Origin of the sequence: Stenotrophomonas sp. Marseille-Q4652 (genome assembly GCF_916618915.1) — a bacterium.
Lineage (GTDB): Bacteria > Pseudomonadota > Gammaproteobacteria > Xanthomonadales > Xanthomonadaceae > Stenotrophomonas.
Genome location: NZ_CAKAKE010000001.1, coordinates 2,064,418 through 2,085,866, shown reverse-complemented (window position 1 = coordinate 2,085,866; position 21,449 = coordinate 2,064,418). Strand labels below are relative to the sequence as shown.

The following is a 21,449-nucleotide window of genomic DNA, read 5'->3' as shown; positions in this document are numbered from 1 at the left end:
AACTCAGTGCTGGAGCTGGTGCAGGTACCAGCGCGCCGCGCCGATCACGCCAAGCTGGCCGTGTTCGACCACGCGTACCGGGATCCGTTGCAGCGCCTCGCGCATCACGCCCTTGTCGAGGAAGCGTTCGGCGAACTGGCTGCGGGCGAGGAAGTCACTGATGCCCGGCAGGATGCCACCGGCCAGGTAGATGGCGTGGGCGCCGTAGTTCAGCGCCATGTCGCCAATGGTGCTGCCGAGCAGGGCGCAGAAGACCTCCAGTGCCTGCACGGCCTGCGGGTCGCTGCCATCGCAGCCGGCACGGCTCACGGCATCGGGCGCCTGCAGGCCAGGCGTCTTTCCCTCCAGCGCGCACACCGCGTTGTACAGGTTGAGCAGGCCAGGGCCGGAGATCGCGTGTTCGATGGCGACATGCCGGCGGCCGGCCTGCAGCTGGCCGACGATGGCCATTTCCAGTTCGGTCGATGCGGCCAGCGTGGACTGGCCAGCTTCGGTCGGCAGCACGATGGCCCCGTGGCTTGCAGGGATCCACAGCGCCGCGCCCAGGCCGGTGCCGGGGCCTACCATCAGGATCGGCCCGCGCGCGGCTTCAGCCGGCCCGGTGAGCTGCAGCACCTGCTGGCTTTCGACCTGCGCGGCGGCATGTGCGACCGCCTCGAAGTCGTTGACCAGCCGCAGGTCCTGCAGGCCGAGTTGCTGCCTGATCGCGGCCACCGACAGCGGCCACGGCAGGTTGGCGCTGATCACGCTGCCATCGGCCAGCTGGTGGCCAGCGCAGGCGATCACGCCGCGTTCCAGCCACGGTGAGTGCGCGAGGAAATCGGCCAGGATCGGGCCCAGGCCGGCATGGTCGGCGCAGCGGTACTGGCGGTAGCCGCCAATGCGGACCGGGCCATCCACCTCGTCCACCAAGACCACGCCAACGCGGACATGGGTGCCACCGACATCGGCGGCGAAGAACGGCGGCGCCGGCGCGGCAGCAACAGGAAGCGGGTTAGGGGCCAAGCATGCCTCGGGCGCGAAAAACTGCGGCGAGTCTGGAACCGCGCCGCTGGCGGTGTCAAACCGCTGCGCCTGCTGCGCAGGAGATGGTTCGCGCACGATGCAGCGGTCACGCACTAAAGTGGGCGCATGCATCGCCTGCCGACCATCGTTGCCGACCTGGCCCGGGAGCAGCCTCGTGGCTGAGGACATGCCCCTGCCACGCGAAACCGAAACCCTGATGCATGCCGAGGCCGCGCAGGCGGCCGACGTGGTCGCCGCGCAGTTCGTCCGCAACCGCGCCACCGTGGCGGCACTGGCCGGCACCCTGCGCAGCGCGCCGCCGCCGTTCGTGGTCACCTGCGCGCGCGGCAGTTCCGACCATGCCGCCACCTACGCCAAGTACCTGTTCGAGACCCAGCTGGGCATCGTCACTGCCTCGGCCTCGCCGTCGGTGGGCTCGGTGTACGAAGTGCCGCAGAAGCTGCGGGGCGCGCTGTACCTGGCGATCTCGCAATCCGGTGCGAGCCCTGACCTGCTGCGTAATGCCGAGGCCGCGCGTGCGGCCGGCGCGCGCGTGGTGGCGCTGGTCAACGTCGAGGATTCGCCACTGGCGCAGCTGGCTGAAACCGTCATTCCGCTCGGTGCAGGCCCCGAACGCAGCGTGGCCGCGACCAAGAGCTACATCGCCTCGCTGGCGGCGATCCTGCAGCTGGGCGCGCACTGGGCGCAGGCACCGTCGCTGCTGTCCGCGCTGGAGGCGACGCCCGACGCGTTGCATGCGGCGTGGAACTGCGACTGGTCGCCACTGGTCGAGGGCCTGGTACCGGCGCGCAACCTGTTCGTGCTTGGCCGTGGCACTGGGCTGGCCGCCGCGCAGGAAGCGGCGCTGAAGTTCAAGGAAACCTGCGGTCTGCATGCCGAGGCCTACAGCTCGGCCGAAGTGAAGCACGGGCCGATGGCGCTGGTGGGTGCGCGATTCCCGGTGCTGGCCTTCGCCCAGCCCGATGAAACCGGTACCGGAACGCGCGCGGTGGTGGAGGAATTCCGCCGCCGCGGCGCGCAGGTGTGGCTGGCCGGTGGCGGCGAACTGCCGGTCGCGGCCTCGCCGCATCCGCTGTGCACGCCGCTGCTGGCCATCCAGTCGTTCTACCGCGCCGCCAATGCGCTGGCGCTGCGCCGGAGCTTCAACCCGGACCTGCCTCCCCATCTGAACAAAGTCACCGAAACCGTATGAACATCGCACTGCGTAACGGCCGCGTCCTGGCCGGGGAAGATTTCCGCGACGACCTCGCGGTGCTGGTCGAGGGCGGGCACATCAGCGCGCTGCTGCCCGACAGCCATCCGCAGGTGGCCGCTGCAGGCCAGCAGGTTGACCTGGAGGGTGGCTGGCTGCTGCCCGGTTTCATCGACGCCCAGGTCAACGGTGGCGGTGGCGTGCTGTTCAACAACCAGCCCGAGGTGGAGGCACTGCGGGCCATCGGTCGGGCGCATCGTCGCTTCGGTACCACCGCGTGGCTGCCGACGCTGATCAGCGACGACGTCGAGGTGATGCGCGCGGCGATCGCGGCCACGCGCCAGGCCATTGCCGAGGGCGTGCCCGGGGTGATCGGCATCCACCTCGAAGGCCCGTACATCGCGCCGGCGCGCAAGGGCACGCATGACGCCGGCAAGTTCCGCGTCCCCGATGCGGACGAGGTCGCGCTGGTGTCCTCGCTCGACAACGGCGTGACCCTGCTCACGCTGGCCCCGGAACGCGTGCCGGCCGCGACCGTGCGCAAACTGGTGCAGGCCGGGGTGATCGTGGCCGCTGGCCACACCGCCGGCAGCTACGAGGAGATCCGCGCCGGACTTGCCGCCGGCATCACCGGCTTCACCCACCTGTACAACGCGATGGGCCAGCTGCAGGGGCGCGAGCCCGGCGTGGTGGGCGCCGCGCTGGAGGATCGCGACAGCTGGTGCGGCATCATCGCCGATGGCGTCCATGTGCATCCGGCCAGCCTGCGCGTGGCGCTGGCGGCCAAGCCGCGCGGCAAGGTGTTCCTGGTCACCGATGCGATGCCGTCGGTCGGCGCCGACGATCCGAGCTACACGCTGTATGGCGAAACCATTACCGCCATCGACGGCGTGGTGCGCAATGCCGCCGGCGCGCTGGCCGGCTCGGCGCTGGACATGGCCACCGCAGTACGCAACGCGGTGCAGCTGCTCGGATTGCCGCTGGCCGAGGCCGCACGCATGGCCTCGACCTACCCGGCCCGCTTCCTGCGTGTGGACGACTGGCTCGGCCATATCGCCGAAGGCTACCGCGCCGACTTCGTGCTGCTCGACGCGCAACTGCAGGTGCAGGCGACCTGGATCGGCGGCGATCGGGAGTAAGCGTCCCGGCGGTCAGCGCGCCGCGCTGATGGCGGCGATGCGTGCTTTCTTCAGTGCTTCGCCGATGGCCGGGCCCTTGAGCTGGCTGGTGTCCATGTCGCGCGCCTGCACCGACAGCGCGGCGCGATGCAGCCGTCGCAGGGTTTCGCCCTGCGGATAGTCGCTGTCCTCGAAACCCAGCCGGCCACGCTTGTCGCATTCGCACACCAGCGCGATCCGGGCGATGCGCTCGGGGCGGCGGAAGCCATCGCAGCGCGACAGCAGTTCCAGCACGGTGGCATCGCGCAGCTCGTCGATGCGGTGCACGTTGAGGTGCTCGCGGCACACGGCCTCGGCCAGCTGCTGGTGTTCTGCCGGCACCTTCAGACGAGAGGCCAGTTCGCGCAGCGGGGCCACACCGCGCTGCTCGTGCATGATGTGGCGCGGGAGCTGGTCCTTCGGGGTCAGCGCCTTGCCCAGGTCATGGGTGAGCGCGGCAAAGCCGGCCAGGTCGTCGCCCGGGGCCAGTCGCGCGGCCATGTCGCTGACCATTTCCTGGTGGCGGCCGGTATCGACCTCGGGATGGAACTCGGCGCGCTGCGGCACGCCGTAAAGCGCTTCGACCTCGGGCAGGATGACGCCCAGCGCGCCGCACTCGTGCAGGGTGCGCAGGAATGCCGAGGGCTGCGCACTGGCCAGCGCTCGGCGCAGTTCCTGCCAAACGCGTTCGGGCACCAGTGCATCGAGTTCGCCGCTGTCGACCATCTGCCGCATCAGCGCCATGGTTTCGGGGGCGATACTGAAACCCAGCGGCGCGAGGCGGGCCATGAAACGTGCCGCACGCAGCACCCGCAGCGGATCCTCGACGAAGGCGGGACCGACGTGGCGCAGCACGCGGTGCTGGATGTCACGCACGCCGCCATACGGATCGAACAGTTCGCCGGTCTCCTCGTCGCGGGCAATGGCATTGAGGGTGAAGTCGCGGCGCTGCAGGTCTTCTTCCAGCGTCACCGACGGGTCGGCGTCGACCACGAAGCCGCGGTAGCCGCGACCGGACTTGCGCTCGGTGCGCGCCAGCGCATGTTCCTCGCCGGTATCCGGATGCAGGAACACCGGGAAGTCCTTGCCCACCGCGCGGAATCCCAGTGCTTCCATCTGTGGCTGGGTGGCGCCGACCACCACCCAGTCCCGGTCGCCGGGCGCCAGGCCCAGCAGGGAATCACGAACCGCGCCACCGACGAGATAGGTCTTCATGCGCACATGATGCCGTGCTGCGCGCGGTGCTGCGAACCACGGGATCAGCCCGGGCAGGTGAACGCCTTGGTCGGCCTGGCGATGCGGCCCTGCATGCGTTCGGTCAGCGGTACCGCCTTGCCGTTGAGGCGCCAGTCGTAGAGCACGCTGAAGGCCAGCACGCGGGCCACGTACTCGCGCGTTTCCTTGTAGCTGATGGTCTCGATCCAGAAGTCCGGCTCGTAACCCGGGCGCTGCGACAGCCAGCGCGCCGTCGGCGTGGGGCCGGCGTTGTAGGCGGCGATGGTCACGTACGGCAGGCCGGAGTACTTGTCCATCAGCTGGCGCAGGTAGGCGGTGCCGATGGCGATGTTGGTATCCGGGTCGTACAGGCTGGCAGCGCCGCCGTAGTCCAGGCCGGTGGTCCGGGCCACGTCCGCGGCAGTGGCCGGCAGCACCTGCATCAGGCCCATTGCGTTGGCCGGCGAGCGTGCCTGCGGATAGAACGTGCTTTCGGCGCGGATCTCCGCGGCCACCCAGGCCGGATCGATGGCGTTGCGTTCGGCCTCGCGGCGGATCGCCCCGTCGTGGTGCAGCGGGAAGCGCAGTGTGTACAGACGCTGTTCCTCGGCACCCTTGAGCGAGAACACGGCGCGATCGAACCAGCCGTGGTCCTGGGCGACGGCCACCGCCACGCGGCGCTGGTCGTCATTGAAGCGGCCCAGGGCGTCGTTCCATTCCAGCGTGGCCCAGTTGGTGCGGCCGATGGCGTACAGCTCCATCGCCCGGCGCAGCGCCGGATCGCGGTTGACGGCGCTGCGCAGAGCCGGGGCCGGATCGGGCTCCTTCGGACACAGGCTGTAGTCCTGCTGCAGCCGGTCGGCGGCGAGGAAGCCGTGGAAGGTTGCGGTGCTGGCCGCAGCGCTGTACAGCGGCCGCGCCTGCGCGGCCTTGCCGGTCTTGTCCAGCAGGCGCGCCTCGAAGTAGCGCCAGCGAGGATCGTTGCGCTGCGCCGCCGGCATCCTGCCGATTGCGACAAGTGCCGCCGCCCAGTCGCCCCGGGCCATCGCCTCGCGCACACGCCATTCGTGCAGGCGCTCGTCGTAGGCCGACTCCGGTACCGCCGCCAGGCGACGCGCCGAATCCGGCCCGTACGATGCCACCGTCCACAGCGCGATCTCGTACAGCACCCGCGCGCGCTGGGCCTCGTCCAGCTGCAGCGCACTGGTGTACTGCGGCAGCAGGCGTTCGGCCTGTGCCGGATCCTCCTTGGCCAGCCGGGCCAGGCCGATGGCGGCGATCTTCCGGCTGCGCTCGTTCTTCGGCCAGCCCAGCGCACGCGGATGGACCTTCTCGACGAAGGCAGCGTAATCCATGGCCATGGCCTGTTCGGCGGCGGGCAGGCCACGTGCGGCCGCCCGCATCACGCCGGGCTGCTGTTCGGCCGCGGCGACATCGAAGCGTTCCCAGCGCAACGCCGGGGTCAGGCCACCGCGTGCCTCGAGCGCGGCGAATACCGGATCGCAGGCATCGGGCAGCGACGCGCCGCTGCTGCGCCACAGGGCCTGCGCCTCGCTTGTCCACTGCGCATCGGCCTTGCCGGTGGACTGGCGCGCAGTGAGTTCGGCGCAGCGCAGGCCGGTGTTGCTGGTCGGCTTCCAGTTGGCCAGCAGGGCGCTCCAGTCCTGGCGACGGGCCAGCGCGGGCAGCCAGACGCCGCGGAACGCCTCGGCCACCGGCTGGCCCTGGTAGCGCTTGAGGAAGTCCTGCGCCTGGGGCGTGTCGACGGCCTCGATACCGCGGCGCAGGCGTGCGTATTCCAGCCAGCCGTAGAGCGGATGCTGCCGCAGCGCGCTGGCGCGGCTGCCGTCGAGTCGTCCGCTTTCGGCGTCCTCGAGCGCGCGGCGCATAGCTTCGCGCTGGGCATCCTGGGGCTGGGAAAGGGCGGGGAGCGCGGCAACAACGGCGAGCGCACCGGTCATGGCGAGGGCAATGGATTTCATGCGCCGAAGAATACCGGCGGCATGTGAATGGGAGTGATGAAGCACGGCCCGCCTCGGCTCAGCCAAAAAGTCGACGTGTGCACTTGTTGTTGTTTTACGCATTGTTTACAAGCGGAACAGCCGTGGTGAAGGGGGACGCCATGGCCATACGTTTCCTTCAGGAGAGAAAGGATGAAGAGCCTGCACCGCTGCCCCCTTGCCGCTGCTGTACAGCTGTCCGTATTGCTCGCATTTCCCGTCGTTGCCGTGGCCCAGGATCAGGGCAACACGCCGACCAGCACCACCACCCTGGACAGCGTCCAGGTCACCGGAACCCGCATCAAGAAGGCTGAGCTGGAGAGCCAGGTGCCGGTGCATACCCTCTACCGCGATGACATCGAGCGCACCGGCCTGACCTCCATTGGCGAGGTGCTGCAGGAACTCACCGGGTCCGGATCGGCGCTCAACGCCAAGTTCAATTCGTCGGGCAACTTCGGGTTTCCGCCCGACGGCGGTGGCGTTGGGGCCGGTTCGGCCCAGGTCGACCTGCGCCACCTCGGTTCCAAGCGTGTACTGGTACTCGTGGATGGCATCCGCTGGGTCAACGAATCCTCGGCTTCCGGCGTGGGCTCGTCGACCGATCTCAACACCATCCCGCTGGCCATCGTCGAGCGCATCGAGGTGCTGGAGGACGGTGCTTCCTCGCTGTACGGTTCGGATGCGATCGCCGGTGTCGTCAACATCATCACCCGCCGCGAATTCGACGGTGCGCAGGTCTCGCTCAACTACGGCCAGTACGGCGAGGGCGACGGCGCCAACAGGGGCGTGGACCTGGCCTGGGGCATGAGCACCGAGCGCACCAGCCTGTTCCTGGGCGCCAGCTGGGTGAAGCAGGACCCGATCTATGCGCGCGACCGTGAGCAGTCGCGCTTCCCGGTGCCCGGCACCGGGCTGGCGTTCGCCAGCTCGGCAACGCCCAACGGCCGTTTCATGTTCATCGCCCCTACGCCTTCGGCGGCATGCCCGTTGGTGGACCATGATGACAACCCGGCCACTCCCAACATAGCTCTGTGCAATATCACCACGCCGAACGGCGTGTCGTTCCCGGGCGGTGTCAATTATCCAGATGACTTCATTTCGTTTTTGACGCCGAATCGCTTCAACTTCGCCGAGTACAACCTGCTGTTGACCCCGTCCGAGCGCAAGGGCGTGTTCGGCCAGTTCCGGATGTTCTTCAACGACGACGTGCAGTGGTACGTCAAGGCGCTGGGCAACCGTCGCGAGTCCACCAACCAGGCTGCACCCGAGCCAATCTTCCTCGGTCCGGAAGGTGCCACCGGCAACCCGCTGGCCGACGAGATCGTCATTTCCGGGCTCAACCCATACAACCCGTTCGGCTTCGACCTGGACTCGGCCGACAACCTGATCATGATCGGCCGCCGCCCGGTGGAAGGCGGCCCGCGCGTGTTCAAGCAGCGGGTGGATACCCAGTATTTCAACACCGGCCTGGTCGGCTCGTTCGAGACCGGCAGCCGCAGCTGGTTCTGGGACGTCAACGCCGCCTACAGCAAGAACGAAGCCAAGCAGACCAACTTCGGCAGCTACAACATCTTCAACATCGCCCAGGCGCTGGGTGATCCGGCCGCGTGCGCGGCGCTGGCCGGCTGCGTGCCGCTGAACATCTTTGGCGGCCCGGGCACCATCACCCCGGAGATGCTGGCCTGGATCCAGCCGGTGGTCCGCGACCGCAGCCAGAACGAGCTGAGCCTGGTCACCGCCAACCTGAGCAGCGACCTGTTCGAGCTGCCGGCCGGCATGGTGGCCTTCGCCACCGGCTACGAGTACCGCAAGTACGAAGGCTCCTACGATCCGGATCCGCTCAACATCATCGGCCACTACAACGGCGTGCCGTCGCTGCCGACCTCCGGCTCGTACGACGTCAACGAGGTGTACCTGGAGCTGAGCGTGCCGGTGTTTGCCGATTCGGCACTGGGCGACCGCCTGGATCTGAGCCTGGCCGGCCGCTATTCGGACTACTCCACCTTCGGCGGCGAGTTCACGCCCAAGTACGGCCTGCGCTGGCAGGTCAGCGAGGACTTCGTGCTGCGCTCGACCTATGCCGAGGGCTTCCGCGCCCCGACCATCGGCGAGCTGTACGGTTCGGCCGCGCGCGGCGACCTGCAGCTGTTCGATCCGTGCTCGATCGGCCTGGGCGGCACCCCGCCGCGTGGCAGCGCCGCCAATTGCGCCGCGCTGGGCGTGCCCACCGGCTTCCAGCAGCCGAACTCGCAGATCTCGGTCACCACCGGCGGCAACGAGGCGCTGGAAGCGGAGAAGGCGCGCAGCTTCAGCGCCGGCTTCGTGTGGAGCCCGTGGTTCGGCAGCAACGCCAGCTGGTCCGAGCGCTTCGACGTGGAGGTCACCTTCTACCGGCACACCGTGGAAGGGGCGATCCAGGCGATCAACGCCCAGACCCAGCTCGACCTGTGCGTGGAAACCCTCGATCCGCTGTACTGCGGCGGCATCACCCGTGCCTCCACCGGCGGCATCAACGGCTTCAACAACCGTCTGACCAACCTCGGCGTGATCAAGACCGATGGCTGGGACGTGGATCTGAACTGGACGTTCCCGGAAACCAGCGCCGGTCGCTTCAAGCTGAGCTGGAACAACACCTTCGTCGGCCGTTACGAGGCCGTCGGCGCAGCCGGCCAGCGCCAGCCGCAGGGACCGGGCATCGAAGTGGCCGACAGCTCGATTCCGGAGTGGACCAGCACCGCCAACCTGGACTGGCGCCTGGGCAACTGGACCGCGGCCTGGACCATTCGTCATATCTCCGAGCTGACCGAAGACTGCGGCGATGCGGTGGCATTCCCGATCTGCAGCAACCAGGCCGAAGGCAGCAACACGCTCGATGCCATCACCTACCACGACATGCAGGTGGGCTACCGCTTGGACTGGATGAAGGGGCTGCAACTGACGGCCGGGCTGAACAACGTGTTCGACAAGGATCCCCCGATCTGCCTGTCGTGTTCGCTCAATGGCTATGACGCCTCCACCTACGACATCCCGGGTGGGCGCTTCTGGTACCTGCGCGCGGACCTGCGCTTCTGAGGACGGGCCGGGGCGCTGCCGAGCGCGGCGCCCCGCCTTTCAGGCCTTCTCGCGAAGGCTCTGCGCCGGAACCTCTACCGACATGGCTAACGCCAGGTGGTCGGAAAACGCCGCCGGCACTGCTTCCACTTCGCGCTGCTGCAGCGTGCTGCTGACCAGGATGTGGTCGATCGCGCGCTCGGGGCGCCAGCTCGGAAAGGTCGGGACCAGGCAGCCGGGCGGCTGCAGCGTGGTCTTGCGGTACAGCGTCTGCATCTCCGGTCGGTCGGCCATGCAGTTGAAGTCGCCCATCAGCACCGCGTTGGGATGGTCGGACAGCAGTTCGGCGATGAAGGCCAGCTGCGACATGCGCGAGCCCGCGCCCAGCGACAGGTGGGCCACTGCCACCGCCAGCCCTTCGGCGCCATCGCCGAACTTGGCCAGCAGCACGCCGCGCCCGCCGATGCGGCCGGGCAGCGCGTGGTCCTGCACTTCCACCGGCTCCAGCCGGCTGAGCAGGCCGTTGGCGCTGGAAGCCACCCCGCCCATGCGCCGGTTCGGCTGGTGGCTCCAGTAATTGAAGCCGGCGCGCTGGGCCAGGTAGTGGGTCTGGTTGGAGAAACCCGAGCGCAGGCTGCCCGGGTCTGCCTCCTGCAGGCCGACGATGTCGCGGCCCTGGGCCATCTTGGCGATGGCATCCAGGCTGGTGCGCTTGCTCCCCGCCGGCAGCGCGTGCGACCAGCTGCGGGTCACGTAGTCGCTGTAGCGGCGCGTGCTGGAACCGGCCTGGATGTTGGCCGTCAGCAGTCGCAGCGTGCGGGGAGCGGGGGAGTTCACGTCGACCGGCTGTGCGCGTGTCAGTTGGCCTGGGCGGCGCGTTCGCTGGCAATCAGGTGGTCGGCGATGCGCAGCATGTCCTCGAAGCTGCGACCCTTGACCAGGTACTTGCCGTTGACGATCAGCGACGGGGTACCGGTGATCTTGCTGCGGGTGGCGAACTGCTTGGCACGGTTGGTCTTGGCCGCCACCGAGAAGCTGGCCATGGTCTGGGCGAACTGCTTGGCGTCGGCGCCGTGCTTGCCGTAGAAGCCGGCGATGTCCTCGACCGAGTCACGGCCGCGCTCGCCCTTCAGGGTCTGCTGGATGTGGATCGCCGCGTACATGTCCTCGTGGGTCTTTTCCTGCAGGCCCAGGGTCTCGGCGGCATAGAAGGCGCGTGCGTAGTCATCCCAGGTGCCGCCGAACATCGCCGGCACGTAGGTGAACTTCACGTCCGACGGCAGGCCGGCCTTCCACGGCCCGATCAGCGGCTGGAAGCGGAAGCAGGCCGGGCAGACGTAGCCGAAGATCTCGACCACCTCGATCTTGCCGGCGGTGGGCTGGAACGGCTGGCCGCCCTCGATCACCACGTAGTCGGTGCCGGCGACCGGCGCCGGGCCGACCGGCTGGGACTGGGCCGGAACCGGGGCGGCGGCCTGGGCCGGGGCTTCCTCGCCGCCTTCGGCCGGTGCGGTGTCCGTAGCGGCCTCGTCGGCGCTGTCGGCAGTGGCGTCGGTGCCAGCCGGCTGGACCGGTTCGCTGGTGGCCGGGGTGTTGGTTGCCGGAGCGGTGTCGGCGGAACCATCCTGGGCCTTGCAGGCGACCATGATCGGCAACAGGGCCAGCAGGGCGAGGGCGAAACGGGTCTTCATCGAGGATCTCCAGCAGGAAGCGAAAGGCGGGGCCGGCGTGGTTCCGGCCCCGGGTTTCAGGGACACATTATGAAGCCGGGCAGGAGCGGTGGCGTGACTTCGTGGTCAACGCCCGCGCCTGGCGGCGCGCTCGCGGGCCACCAGCGCATCGGTGATCCGAAGCACGTCCTCGAAGCTGCTGCCACGGACCAGGTACTTGCCATTGACCACCAGGTTGGGGGTACCGCGCACCCCGGCATTGACCGCGAAGCTGCGCGCGGCCTTGAGCTTGCCGTCGACCTTGTCGCTGCGCAGGGCCTGCACGAAGCGGGCCTGGTCCACGCCAAGGCCCCCGTAGAAGCTGGCCAGTTCCTGCGCCGACACGTTCTGCACCGGCAGGGTGCCGCGCTGGTGGATGGCCTCGAACACCGCGCCGTGGGTCTTGTGGACGACGCCCAGTTCCTCGGCGGCGAAGTAGGCACGGGCGTAGGCGTCCCAGTGGCCGCCGAACACCGCCGGCACGGTCACGAAGCGCACGTCCTTGGGCAGCCGCGCCACCCATGGCTGCAGGATCGGCTCGAAGTGGGCGCAGTGGCCACAGGTGTAGCCGAAAACCTCGGCCACCTCGATGCGGCCATCCTCGGCGGTGTAGCGGGCGGGAGTGGCGATCACCTGGTAGTCGCGATCGGCGACCAGCGCCTTGGCGTCTTCGGCAAGGGTGACCGCAGGCGCCAGCGCCAGCAGCATCAGGATCAGGCGGGGGACAAGCTTCATGGTTTCTCCGTGGGAAAGAGAACGCCGGCCCAGAGGCCGGCGTTCCGGGGAACAACGCCTGCCGGGTCGCCGTGGCGACCGGCAGGATCAGGAACGTTGCGGCGACATGCCGGTACCGGCCTGGGCAGTGGCCGCCTCGGCTTCGACATCGTCGGCGCGGTCGTGCAGGCCCTGCAGGTAGCTGGCCAGTGCCTGGATCTCGTCCGGGGTCAGCGGCTTGGCGACCTGGGCCATGATCTGGAAGTGGGCGGTGTCGATCTCGTCGGTGGTGCCGGCCTGGTACTCCTGCAGCCGGCGCGCAGTGTAGGACGCATGCTGGCCGCTGACGTGCGGGTAGGCCGGGCCCGGATTGCCCGCGCCGGTCGGGCCATGGCAGGCCATGCAGGCCGGGATGCCGCGTTCTGCGTCGCCGGCCCGGTACAGCTTCTGGCCGATCTCGAAGAACTTCATGCCCGCATACGGGCCCTCGGCCACCGGGCTGTCGTCGGCGATGCCGGCGCCGGACTTCTGCGTGGCGAAGTAGGCGGCGATGTCGCGCATCTCCTGTGCGGTGAGGTCCTGCACGAACGGCACCATCGCCGCGGCCGCACCAGTGCGGCGCTGGCCGTTGGCGATCAGGGCCATCTGCCTGGCGGCATAGCGTTCGTTCTGCCCGGCGATGCGCGGGTACATCTCGACGCTGGAGTTGCCATCGGCCGAATGGCAGGCGGCGCAGGCGGCGGCCTTGGCCGTGCCAGCCTCGGCGTCACCCCAGTGGGTCCTGGAGAAATCGATCTCAAGCGACGCGGTCTGGACCGGGGCGTTGTCCGGGATCGGGGTCACCGACGTCTGCGCGATGGCGACGGCGGCAAGCAGCGGTACGGCGAAAACGGTAACGGCAAGAACGCGAGCGTGGCGCATGCTGAGGCTCCGTATGGGCCGGATGGGGTAGCCACCGGCACCGCCGGATTATCAGTGGCGTTTTGCCGCCCGGTCAACGAAGCAGTGCAGCAAAACGGCCAGGCGGCCCGGCGCGCCCGCCTGTCCCGGGGGGGCGTGGCACGGGCGCTGGCCGCCGCGGCATGCGATCCTACACATATGTCACAGCTCCTCGAACGCGCCGAATACCTGCTTTCGGCCCACAACGCCCGCCAGTTGCCCGACGACGTGGGCGCCGAAGTCGCCTTTGCCGGTCGCTCCAATGCCGGCAAATCCAGTGCGCTCAATGCGCTTACCCGTCGCAACGCCCTGGCGCGCGTCTCCAAGACGCCCGGCCGCACCCAGCAGCTGGTGTTCTTCCGGGTCACCCCCGAAGCGCACCTGGTCGACCTGCCCGGCTACGGCTACGCCAAGGTGCCGCTGGAACTGCAGGCGCACTGGCAGGCCTTCATCGACCGGTACTTCCGCAACCGCGAGGCGCTCAAGGGCCTGGTGGTGGTGATGGACATCCGCCATCCGCTCAAGGACTACGACCTGCAGATGCTCGGCTACGCCGTCGAGCGCGGCCTGCCGGCGCACGCGCTGCTGACCAAGGCCGACAAGCTGGGCCGCGGCCAGCAGATGCAGACCCTGCAGAAGGTAAAGAAGGAACTGGCCTCGCGCTTTGGCGACACCGTCAGCGTGCAGACCTTCTCCAGTCAATCGCGCCAGGGTGTGGACGAAGCCCGCCAGATCATCGGTGGCTGGCTCGGCCTGGGTGCCCCGGCAGCGCCGGCAGAACCCACGGCCTGAGCGGTCCCGCCCCGCAGTGGGGGGTTGATCACTGCGGCGTCATGCCGGTGGCCGCAGCATGCGCGCCGGGCCGGACGCGGCACTTGCCGTTCTGGTGATGCCGGTGGGATGCAGTGGGCCGCGCACGCCCCTCGGTGGCGTGGCGGGCCCGAGATATAGTGCCGGCTTGCGATGCCCGGGGCCGGTCCCCACATCCCCCGCCCGGACCTTCCTGCGAGCCTTCCCTTGTCGAGCCCCAGCCACGCCGCCGATACGCCCATCACCGTGCGCGACCAGCTGATCCAGTCCCTGGCCAAGGGCGAAAAGCCGCGCGCGGACTGGCGCATCGGCACCGAGCACGAGAAGTTCGGATTCCGCCTGGATGACCTGCGTCCGCCCACCTACGAAGGCGAGCGCGGCATCGAGGCCATGCTCCACGGCCTGGTCCGCTTCGGCTGGGAGCCGGTGCAGGAGAACGGCCATGTCATCGCCCTGCTGCGCGATGGCGCTTCGGTCTCGCTGGAACCGGCCGGGCAGCTGGAACTGTCCGGCGCCGCGCTGCAGACCATCCACCAGACCTGCGTGGAAACCGGGACCCATCTCGACGAGGTGGCGCAGGTGGCCGGCGAGCTGCAGCTGGGTTTCCTCGGCATGGGCTTCCAGCCCAAGTGGGCGCGCGATGACATGCCGTGGATGCCCAAGGGCCGTTACAGGATCATGCGTGCCTACATGCCCAGGGTCGGGAAGCTGGGCCTGGACATGATGACCCGCACCAGCACGGTGCAGGTCAACCTGGACTTCGCCTCCGAAGCGGACATGGTGCGCAAGTTCCGCGTGTCGCTGGCGCTGCAGCCGGTGGCCACCGCGCTGTTCGCCGATTCGCCGTTCACCGAGGGCAAGCCCAACGGCTTCCAGAGCTACCGCTCGCACATCTGGACCGATACCGACGCCGCCCGCACCGGCATGCTCGACTTCGTGTTCGAGGATGGCTTCGGCTACGAACGCTATGTCGACTACCTGCTCGACGTGCCGATGTACTTCAGCTACCGCAAGGGCCAGTACATCGACGCCAGCGGGCAGAGCTTCCGCGACTTCCTGGATGGCCGTCTGCCGGCGCTGCCGGGCGAGCTGCCGACCATGCGTGACTGGTCCGACCACATGACCACCGCCTTCCCGGAAGTGCGGTTGAAGCAGTACCTGGAGATGCGCGGTGCCGACAGCGGCCCGTGGAGCCGCATCTGCGCGCTGCCGGCGTTCTGGGTCGGCCTGCTGTATGACGATGCTGCGCTCGATGCGGCCTGGGACCTGGTCAGGGATTTCAGCGTGGCCGAGCGCCACGCGCTGCGCGATGGCGCGCCGAGGCATGGGCTCAAGCTGCCGTTCCGCAACGGCACCCTGCTGGACCTGGCGCGCGAGGCGCTGGAGATTTCGGTGGCCGGCCTGCGCCGCCGCGCCGAGCGCAACGCCGACGGCCAGGACGAAAGCCATTTCCTGGACGTGCTGCAGGAGATCGTCGATTCCGGAAAGTCCGCGGCCGACCGCAAGCTCGAGCTGTTCCATGGCCCGTGGCAGGGCAACATCGACCGGGTGTTCAGCGAGTTCGCCTACTGAGCCGGGCGGACCGGGTCAGCGGTACAGCACCTGGTCGCGCTCGCAGAAGAAGGTGCGGCGGTTGGTCTTGCCCAGGTAGGTCTTGGTGATCGGTCCGCCGCAACCCGGGCAGGTGCGCTTGGTATGCACCAGCCAGTGCTTGCGCAGCACGAACTGCTTTTTCCATTCGAGGAAATCGAAGCTGTATTGCCGCGCTTCGGCGATGAGCCTGCCCAGCGTGCGCGGTGGCAGCGCACCCACGCTGCTCGATGGATGCACACCGATGCGGTACAGCACCTCGTTCTTGATGATGTTGCCGACGCCGCCAAAGATGTCCTGGTCCAGCAACGCGTCGCACACCAGCATGTCCGGCGCGGCCTTGAGCTTCTTGCGCGCCAGCTTCGGATCCCACGCCGGGTTCAACACATCGCCGCGCCAGTCATACACCTCGTCCAGCGGCTCTTCGATATAGCGGATGGAGGATGAGTAGAAGTTCAAGGTGCCGTTGTCGAATTCCAGCGACACGCGAGGCGGGGCGTCCTTGTCCTTGTCGATCCGGTAGGAGCCGAACATCAGCATGTGCACGCGCATGCTGAAGCCCTTGAATTCAAGCAGGAAATGCTTGCCCCAGCTGCGTATCGCCACCACGCGGCGGCCTTCCATGCGTGTCAGGTCAAGCTTGCTGTTGCCGCTGGCGCGGCGCACGGTCTTGCCGCGGAATTTCGCCGCCGCTTCGGCGAGGATGAGCAGCGAGGGACCTTCAGGCATGGGGGCGCTCCTGCGACGTGCCGGCCAGCAGTGCCTGCAGGGCCAGGGCATTGGGGATGGAAAAACCGTGGGCGGTGTTGTCGAAGATCACCCAGGCCCGGGGCGCGCGCGTGGTGCGTGCGGCCAGCGTTGCGGCCAGCGCTTCCAGCTCGGCGTCGGAATAGCTGCTGTAGTACATCCGTGGCGAGCCATGCCAGCGCCAGTAGGGCCAGGAAGAATGCGGCGTCGGCTGCGCGGCCTCGCTGACCCGCGCCGGGTCCGCGCCCAGCCGGCTGACGTCGTGGTCGTCCAGCAGTTGCGCAGCGGCGTCGGTGAACCAGCTGGCGTGGCGCGGTTCGCATACCAGGGGCGCATCGCTGCGGCGGCGGAACACGCGCAGGAAACTGGACATCCGACGCGCATCGAACGCGTGGCTGGGCGGGAGCTGCAGCAGGTAACCGCCGAGCTTGCGGCCCAGCGCCTGTGATTCATCGAGGACGCGGTCCAGCGCCGGGCCGGTGCCGCGCAGCGCCAGTTCGTGCGAGACCAGCTTGGGCAGCTTCACCGAGAAGCGGAACGCCGCCGGCACTGCGGCCGCCCACCTGGCATAGGTGTCGGGCCGGTGCGGGCGATGGAACGAGGAGTTGATCTCCGCCACGGCAAAGCGCGTGGAGTAGCGGGCGAGCATGCTCTCGCCCTCGCCGAACAGGTCCCGGTACTGGCCCGGGATCGACCAGCCCGCACAACCCACCGCAATGCCACCCATGATCCTGGTCCACGCTGGAGGCGGCCAGTATTCCGGCGCGGACGTGAGTGGCCGGCGAAGCGCTGGTCAACGCCGCATGTGCGTCCACGGCGCGAGCACGCCCAGCCAGCGTGGTCGCCAGCTCAGGGTGAAGGCCACGGCCAGGGCGGCGCCGGCCAGGCTCATGAACCACACCAGCACCGCCATGGAGGCGTGGTCGGCGCACAGGCACAGCACCAGCGAGGCAAGCAGCCCGGCGGTGCCGAGACCACGCAGCACGCGCGACTGGCTGGGCGGGATGGCCAATCCCCAGACCTGTTGCGCGTGGACCGGCAGCGACAGCGCCCACCACGCCATGCCGGCGACGGCGGCCAGCGTGGCGCCCAGCAACAGCAGCGCGCCCATCGCCGGCTCAGCCACGGCTGGCCTCCAGGGCGAGGCCGGCGGCATGGGTGCGCGCACGGCGGCGGAACAGCTGCCGCGCCACCAGCGCCGCGGTAACGGCAGTGGCCAGCAGCGCCAGGTCCATGCCGGCAATGGCCCAGTTGCCTTCGTGCACGGTACGCAGCAGGTGGTCGCCGGTGGTGGCGGCATTGAGCAGCGGCGCGGCCAGGGCCAGTGCCGCGATCGCCACGCACTGCTCGCGCCAGGCTGGATTGGCCAGGCCACGCGCCACCGCGGCGCTACGCCAGCCCGCATGGACCAGGGCCAGCGCCCAGCTGCCCCAGAACGCGTAGCGCTCCCAGTCGCCACGCGCCGGCAGGTCCTCGGGCAGCAGGCGGTTGGCGACCAGGATGGCCAGGGTGGCCAGCACCATGCCGGTCACCGTGGTCACCGCCAGCGCATCGACGATGCGCGCGCCCTGGCTGCCCTGCAGGGCGTGCTGGCGCTTGCGCTTCTCGACGAAGAACACGAAGCCGGTGGCGAGGCACACCGCGCCGGCCAGCCCGCCGAGCACGTACAGCCAACGCAGCAACCAGTGGCGGAAATGCTGCAGGTGCAGGCCGGTGAGGAACTGGCTGATCCGCCCGGCCGCGGTGGGCGCCGGGTCCTCGCGGATCAGCGCGCCGCTGGCGGCATTGAAATGGATGCCATCGCCGACCAGGGCGATGCGGTCGGTACCGGCGCGGTACACGCTGACGTAGCCGTTGGCATCACCCACGTGCTGCAGCACCAGGAAGCCGACGTCGCCGGCCTTGCCGCTGTCGTGCCAGCGCTGACGGGCCTCGGCCACCATTGCATCGACATTGGCCAGCCCGGCCGGCACGCCGGCGCGCTGGTGCGGCAGGCCGGTGGCGTGGGCTTCGCGTTCGGCGTGCAGCTCGTGCAGGTCGTGCAGCTGGGTATGGCCGAGCGGGAAGTAGTAGGTCGCCGCGAAGATCAGCAGGCCGGTCAGGGCGAAGAAGAAGTGGAACGGCAGCGCCACCACGCCGGTCAGGTTGTGCAGGTCCAGCACGCTGCGCAGCGGGGCTTTGTCCCGGCGGAAGGTGAAGAACTCGCGGAAGATGCGCCGGTGCATCACCACCCCGGTGACCAGCGCGGCCAGCATCACCAGCGCCGAGAACCCCACGATCCAGATGCCCAGGTTCTTCCATTCCAGGGTCAGGCTGTAGTGCATCGGATAGAAAAAGCCGCTGCCCAGCTTCAGCCGGTCGTCGGGCAGTGGCGCGCCATTGCGCGGGTCGATCGTGGCGTAGGCCCAGATCAGCTCCCCGGGATCGCGCGCGTTCGGCACCTGGTAGCCGGCGAACAGCTGCAGCACCGGATCGCGGTGGGTGGTGTAGGCACTCCAGCTGGCCACCGTGTCGTAGCGCCCGGGCATCGGTCCGTTGACCCGCGGGCGCATCGCCTCGACCGCCTGCGCGGTGGGCTGCATGCGCTCGAACGCCGGGCGCAGGATCTGCTCGTAGGAGGGCATCGGCTGCGGATCGAAACGCGTGGACGGGATGGACCAGCGGTCGATCTCGCGGTCGAACACCGACAGCGCGCCGAAGAAGAACGCCGACATCAGCACGAAACCCAGCACCAGTCCGAACCAGGTATGCACCCAGGCCATCGCCTGGCGGAAGCTCTGGAACATGCTCGTTCCTCCTCAGACCAGTTGCGACTGCACGAACGAGCCCAGCGCCGCCAGTAGCGGGGCGGCCACGACCAGCACTGTCCATACCGTGCGCGCCCGGCGCGCGGCGAAGGCCCACAGGAACACGCCCAGGAAGGCGAGCAGGCCGATCAGGCTGGCCAGGAACTCGGCATCGTGGAAATCCATGCCGGCGGCAAACAGCAGGCTGGCGCTGGCGGCGATCAGGCCCCAGGCAAGGGCGTAGCCGCCCAGCACGGCCGTGCTGACGCGGACGAGCACATGCAGGGTGATGTGGCGATGGGGGAGGCTGGCGGACATGGCGGTGGCTCCTGTCGGCACTGGCTCAGAAGCGCCAGTCCAGGCTCAGGGTGTAGTTGCGCGGTGGACCGTAGAAACCGCTGTAGCGCAGCGTGTTGATGTATTTCTCGTCGCCGAGGTTGTTGATGTTCAACCGCAGCGTGGCGTTGTCGACGAAGTCCCAGGCAACGAAACCGTTGAGCACCGCATAGCGGTCCTGGCGCACCGTGAAGCCGTTGCTTTCGACGTTGGAGATCGCGCTCTGCCAGCGACCGCCCAGGCCGAAGGACAGCGCGGTGTAGGCCGGCAGGCGCGCGCTGAGCAGCAGGTTAGCCGTGCGCCGCGGCACCCAGCGGTAGGTGTCATCGCCATCCTGTCCGGTAAGCTTGAGCGCGGTGTAGCCGGCAACCACGTCCACGTGGTCGCCGATCCTGCCGGTGGCTTCCAGCTCCACGCCCCTGGAGGTGACGTCCACGCCCTCGTAATAGAACTGGCCGCGGTCGTTGTAGCCGGCGCCGGTGGCCAGGCCCTGCTGTTCGGCGCGGAACACGGCCAGCGTGGTCAGCAGGCGCTTGTCCAGCCACTCGGCCTTGAGGCCAATCTCGTAATTGGAGCCCTTGGTGGGATCGAGGTAGCGGCCATCGATGTCGGACTGGCTTTGCGGCTGGTAGATGTCCGAATAGCTGACATAGCCGAGCACGTCGGCGGAGAAGTCGAAGGTCAGACCGGCATAGGGACTGGTCTGGCTTTCGGTCTGGTCGAAGGCCACGCCGTAGTTCATCCCGTCGCGGTGGTAGCGCGCCCAGTTGACGCCGACCACCGCCTTGAGCCGCTCGCCCAGCGCCAGCCGCGCGGCGCCGTAGCCGCGGGCCAGGCGTTCGTCCAGCGTGCTGAAGGTCGACAGCGTGCCCCACACCGGTTCGGGCACCACGTCGCCGGCCCACGGGAAACCGGGCATGGGGGAGTAGCCACACGGCAGGCCGCCGCAGGAGGCCTCGGCGTACTGGTTGCTGATGGTTTCGCTGCGCGACCAGCTGACGCCGGTCATCGCCTCGTGCTCGCGGCCGAACAGCTGGAAGCGGCCGTTGACGGTGGCGGTGGCCAGGTCTGCGCTGAAGCGGTCGGCGCCGCCCCACGGATAGCCATACAGGCCCAGGTTGGTGCCCGGCTCCAGGCCGGTGCCCGCGGCATCGGTGGCGTAGAACAGGCGCTCGTCGTTGCGGATGTCACGGCGGTTGTAGGACAGCCGCAGCTGCCAGTCCGTGCCCAGCTGGTGGGTGTATTCGATGAAGCCGGTGCGGGTGGTGGTGTCCCAGAACGTCCAGTCCTGGGTGGTCGACGCGCTCCGGTCCCACTCGGCCTGGGTGCCGTCGCTGTACATGAAGCCCAGCGCGCCCCACATGTTGCCGTCGGTGCGGCCGTCCTGCCAGGAATAGCCCAGCGCCAGGGTACCGTTGTCGCCGACCTGGCCATCGACCACCGCATAGAGGAAGTCGCGCTCGTCGTCCTTGCCGCGCAGGTAGGAATCGCCCTGCTCGTGGGCGGCGACCACGCGCCCGGCCCACATGCCGGTATCGGTGAACGGGGTGGAGTAGTCGGCCTGCACGCGGGTGGTGGCCCAGGAGCCGTAACTGACGTCCAGCGAGCCGGCACGCTCGTTGGTCGGGCGCTTGCGCACGTAGTTGATCGTGCCCGCGGCATTGCCCACGCCGGTGAGCAGGCCGTTGGCGCCGCGGATCACCTCGAGCTTCTCATAACCGAAGGTGTCCTGCGCGCCGGTGACGATGCCCCAGCTGTTGGGCAGGCCGATGCCGTCGATCTGGGTGTTGGCGATGTCGAAACCGCGCGCGGTGAAGTTGGTGCGGTTGGTTTCCCACTCCTCGACCTGGATGCCGGTGGTCAGGCGCAGGGCCTCGTTGAGGCTGTCGGTGCCGAAGCGCGCCATCTGTTCGCTGTCGACCACCGAGATCGACTGCGGCGTGTCCTTGATCGCCAGGTCCAGATTGGTGGCACCGTTGCTGGCGCGATTCGCGCGCTGGGCAACGACGGTGACCGCATCCAGCTCCTGCGGCGTGGCCAGGGAGCCGGCGGCGTCATCGCCGTGGGCCATGGCACCGGCAGGCGCGGCAAGGACCACGCAGATGGCGGCGCGCAACAGGGGAGCGGCGGGGCCGGGCGCGCGCAGGCGAGGGCAGGCACGGACGGGCAGGACAGTA

At 68.8% G+C, this 21,449-nt stretch carries 18 protein-coding genes; 5 read left to right on the top strand and 13 right to left on the bottom strand.

What is annotated here, in order from left to right; genetic code table 11:
* Positions 1-3: 3 nt before the first annotated feature.
* The gene (locus tag LG380_RS09925) at positions 4-1,194 is read right to left on the bottom strand and encodes a glucokinase (RefSeq protein ID WP_225764902.1); all 1,191 of its coding nucleotides are present in this window, start codon (positions 1,192-1,194) and stop codon (positions 4-6) included.
* On the opposite strand from LG380_RS09925, the gene LG380_RS09920 reads away from it, so the two are divergent.
* Positions 1,193-2,218: an SIS domain-containing protein gene (locus tag LG380_RS09920; RefSeq protein WP_225764900.1), complete on the top strand. Its 1,026-nt coding sequence runs from the start codon at positions 1,193-1,195 to the stop codon at positions 2,216-2,218. The two genes, LG380_RS09925 and LG380_RS09920, sit on opposite strands and share 2 nt — an antisense overlap.
* Complete coding sequence (gene nagA, locus LG380_RS09915) at positions 2,215-3,357, top strand: N-acetylglucosamine-6-phosphate deacetylase (RefSeq protein ID WP_225764898.1); 1,143 nt, start codon at positions 2,215-2,217, stop codon at positions 3,355-3,357. Before LG380_RS09920 ends, nagA begins: the two co-directional genes overlap by 4 nt.
* A 12-nt stretch (positions 3,358-3,369) precedes the next feature.
* Here nagA and LG380_RS09910 read toward each other — a convergent pair whose 3' ends face one another.
* Positions 3,370-4,590: a multifunctional CCA addition/repair protein gene (locus tag LG380_RS09910; protein ID WP_225764896.1), complete on the bottom strand. Its 1,221-nt coding sequence runs from the start codon at positions 4,588-4,590 to the stop codon at positions 3,370-3,372.
* A 44-nt stretch (positions 4,591-4,634) separates the two neighbouring features.
* Positions 4,635-6,572, bottom strand: coding sequence for a transglycosylase SLT domain-containing protein (locus LG380_RS09905; RefSeq protein WP_225764894.1), 1,938 nt, complete (start codon positions 6,570-6,572; stop codon positions 4,635-4,637).
* 171 nt (positions 6,573-6,743) lie between these two features.
* Between LG380_RS09905 and LG380_RS09900 the strand changes: the two genes are divergently transcribed.
* A complete protein-coding gene (locus LG380_RS09900; protein WP_225764892.1) occupies positions 6,744-9,662 on the top strand; it encodes a TonB-dependent receptor in 2,919 nt (972 codons plus the stop codon).
* Between the two features lie 39 nt (positions 9,663-9,701).
* Here the strand turns inward: LG380_RS09900 and LG380_RS09895 are convergent, their stop codons facing one another.
* The 4 genes from LG380_RS09895 to LG380_RS09880 all read right to left on the bottom strand — a co-directional run bounded on the left by LG380_RS09895 (position 9,702) and on the right by LG380_RS09880 (position 12,985).
* A complete protein-coding gene (locus tag LG380_RS09895; RefSeq protein WP_225764890.1) occupies positions 9,702-10,478 on the bottom strand; it encodes an endonuclease/exonuclease/phosphatase family protein in 777 nt (258 codons plus the stop codon).
* 20 nt (positions 10,479-10,498) lie between these two features.
* Positions 10,499-11,332 (bottom strand): thiol:disulfide interchange protein DsbA/DsbL, encoded by an 834-nt coding sequence (locus LG380_RS09890; RefSeq protein ID WP_225764889.1) that lies wholly within the window; start codon positions 11,330-11,332, stop codon positions 10,499-10,501.
* Positions 11,333-11,437: 105 nt separating this feature from the next.
* Positions 11,438-12,085: a thiol:disulfide interchange protein DsbA/DsbL gene (locus LG380_RS09885; RefSeq protein ID WP_225764888.1), complete on the bottom strand. Its 648-nt coding sequence runs from the start codon at positions 12,083-12,085 to the stop codon at positions 11,438-11,440.
* Between the two features lie 87 nt (positions 12,086-12,172).
* The gene (locus tag LG380_RS09880) at positions 12,173-12,985 is read right to left on the bottom strand and encodes a c-type cytochrome (protein WP_225764887.1); all 813 of its coding nucleotides are present in this window, start codon (positions 12,983-12,985) and stop codon (positions 12,173-12,175) included.
* A 177-nt stretch (positions 12,986-13,162) separates the two neighbouring features.
* Between LG380_RS09880 and yihA the strand changes: the two genes are divergently transcribed.
* Together yihA and LG380_RS09870 are read left to right on the top strand one after the other, a co-directional pair.
* The gene (gene yihA / locus LG380_RS09875) at positions 13,163-13,795 is read left to right on the top strand and encodes a ribosome biogenesis GTP-binding protein YihA/YsxC (protein WP_225764886.1); all 633 of its coding nucleotides are present in this window, start codon (positions 13,163-13,165) and stop codon (positions 13,793-13,795) included.
* Positions 13,796-14,020: 225 nt separating this feature from the next.
* Positions 14,021-15,385, top strand: coding sequence for a glutamate--cysteine ligase (locus tag LG380_RS09870; RefSeq protein ID WP_225764885.1), 1,365 nt, complete (start codon positions 14,021-14,023; stop codon positions 15,383-15,385).
* Between the two features lie 15 nt (positions 15,386-15,400).
* On the opposite strand, the gene LG380_RS09865 is transcribed toward LG380_RS09870, so the two are convergent.
* The 6 genes from LG380_RS09865 to LG380_RS09840 all read right to left on the bottom strand — a co-directional run bounded on the left by LG380_RS09865 (position 15,401) and on the right by LG380_RS09840 (position 21,388).
* Complete coding sequence (locus LG380_RS09865) at positions 15,401-16,132, bottom strand: DNA-formamidopyrimidine glycosylase family protein (protein ID WP_225764884.1); 732 nt, start codon at positions 16,130-16,132, stop codon at positions 15,401-15,403.
* A complete protein-coding gene (locus LG380_RS09860) occupies positions 16,125-16,877 on the bottom strand; it encodes a DUF72 domain-containing protein (protein ID WP_225764883.1) in 753 nt (250 codons plus the stop codon). Before LG380_RS09860 ends, LG380_RS09865 begins: the two co-directional genes overlap by 8 nt.
* Positions 16,878-16,943: 66 nt before the next feature.
* Positions 16,944-17,276: a DUF3325 domain-containing protein gene (locus LG380_RS09855; RefSeq protein ID WP_225764882.1), complete on the bottom strand. Its 333-nt coding sequence runs from the start codon at positions 17,274-17,276 to the stop codon at positions 16,944-16,946.
* On the bottom strand, positions 17,269-18,936 hold the full coding sequence (locus LG380_RS09850; protein WP_225764881.1) for a PepSY-associated TM helix domain-containing protein: 1,668 nt from the start codon (positions 18,934-18,936) through the stop codon (positions 17,269-17,271). Before LG380_RS09850 ends, LG380_RS09855 begins: the two co-directional genes overlap by 8 nt.
* A gap of 12 nt (positions 18,937-18,948) precedes the next feature.
* Positions 18,949-19,254: an iron uptake protein gene (locus LG380_RS09845; protein WP_225764879.1), complete on the bottom strand. Its 306-nt coding sequence runs from the start codon at positions 19,252-19,254 to the stop codon at positions 18,949-18,951.
* Between the two features lie 25 nt (positions 19,255-19,279).
* A complete protein-coding gene (locus LG380_RS09840) occupies positions 19,280-21,388 on the bottom strand; it encodes a TonB-dependent siderophore receptor (RefSeq protein ID WP_225764878.1) in 2,109 nt (702 codons plus the stop codon).
* Positions 21,389-21,449: the final 61 nt, after the last annotated feature.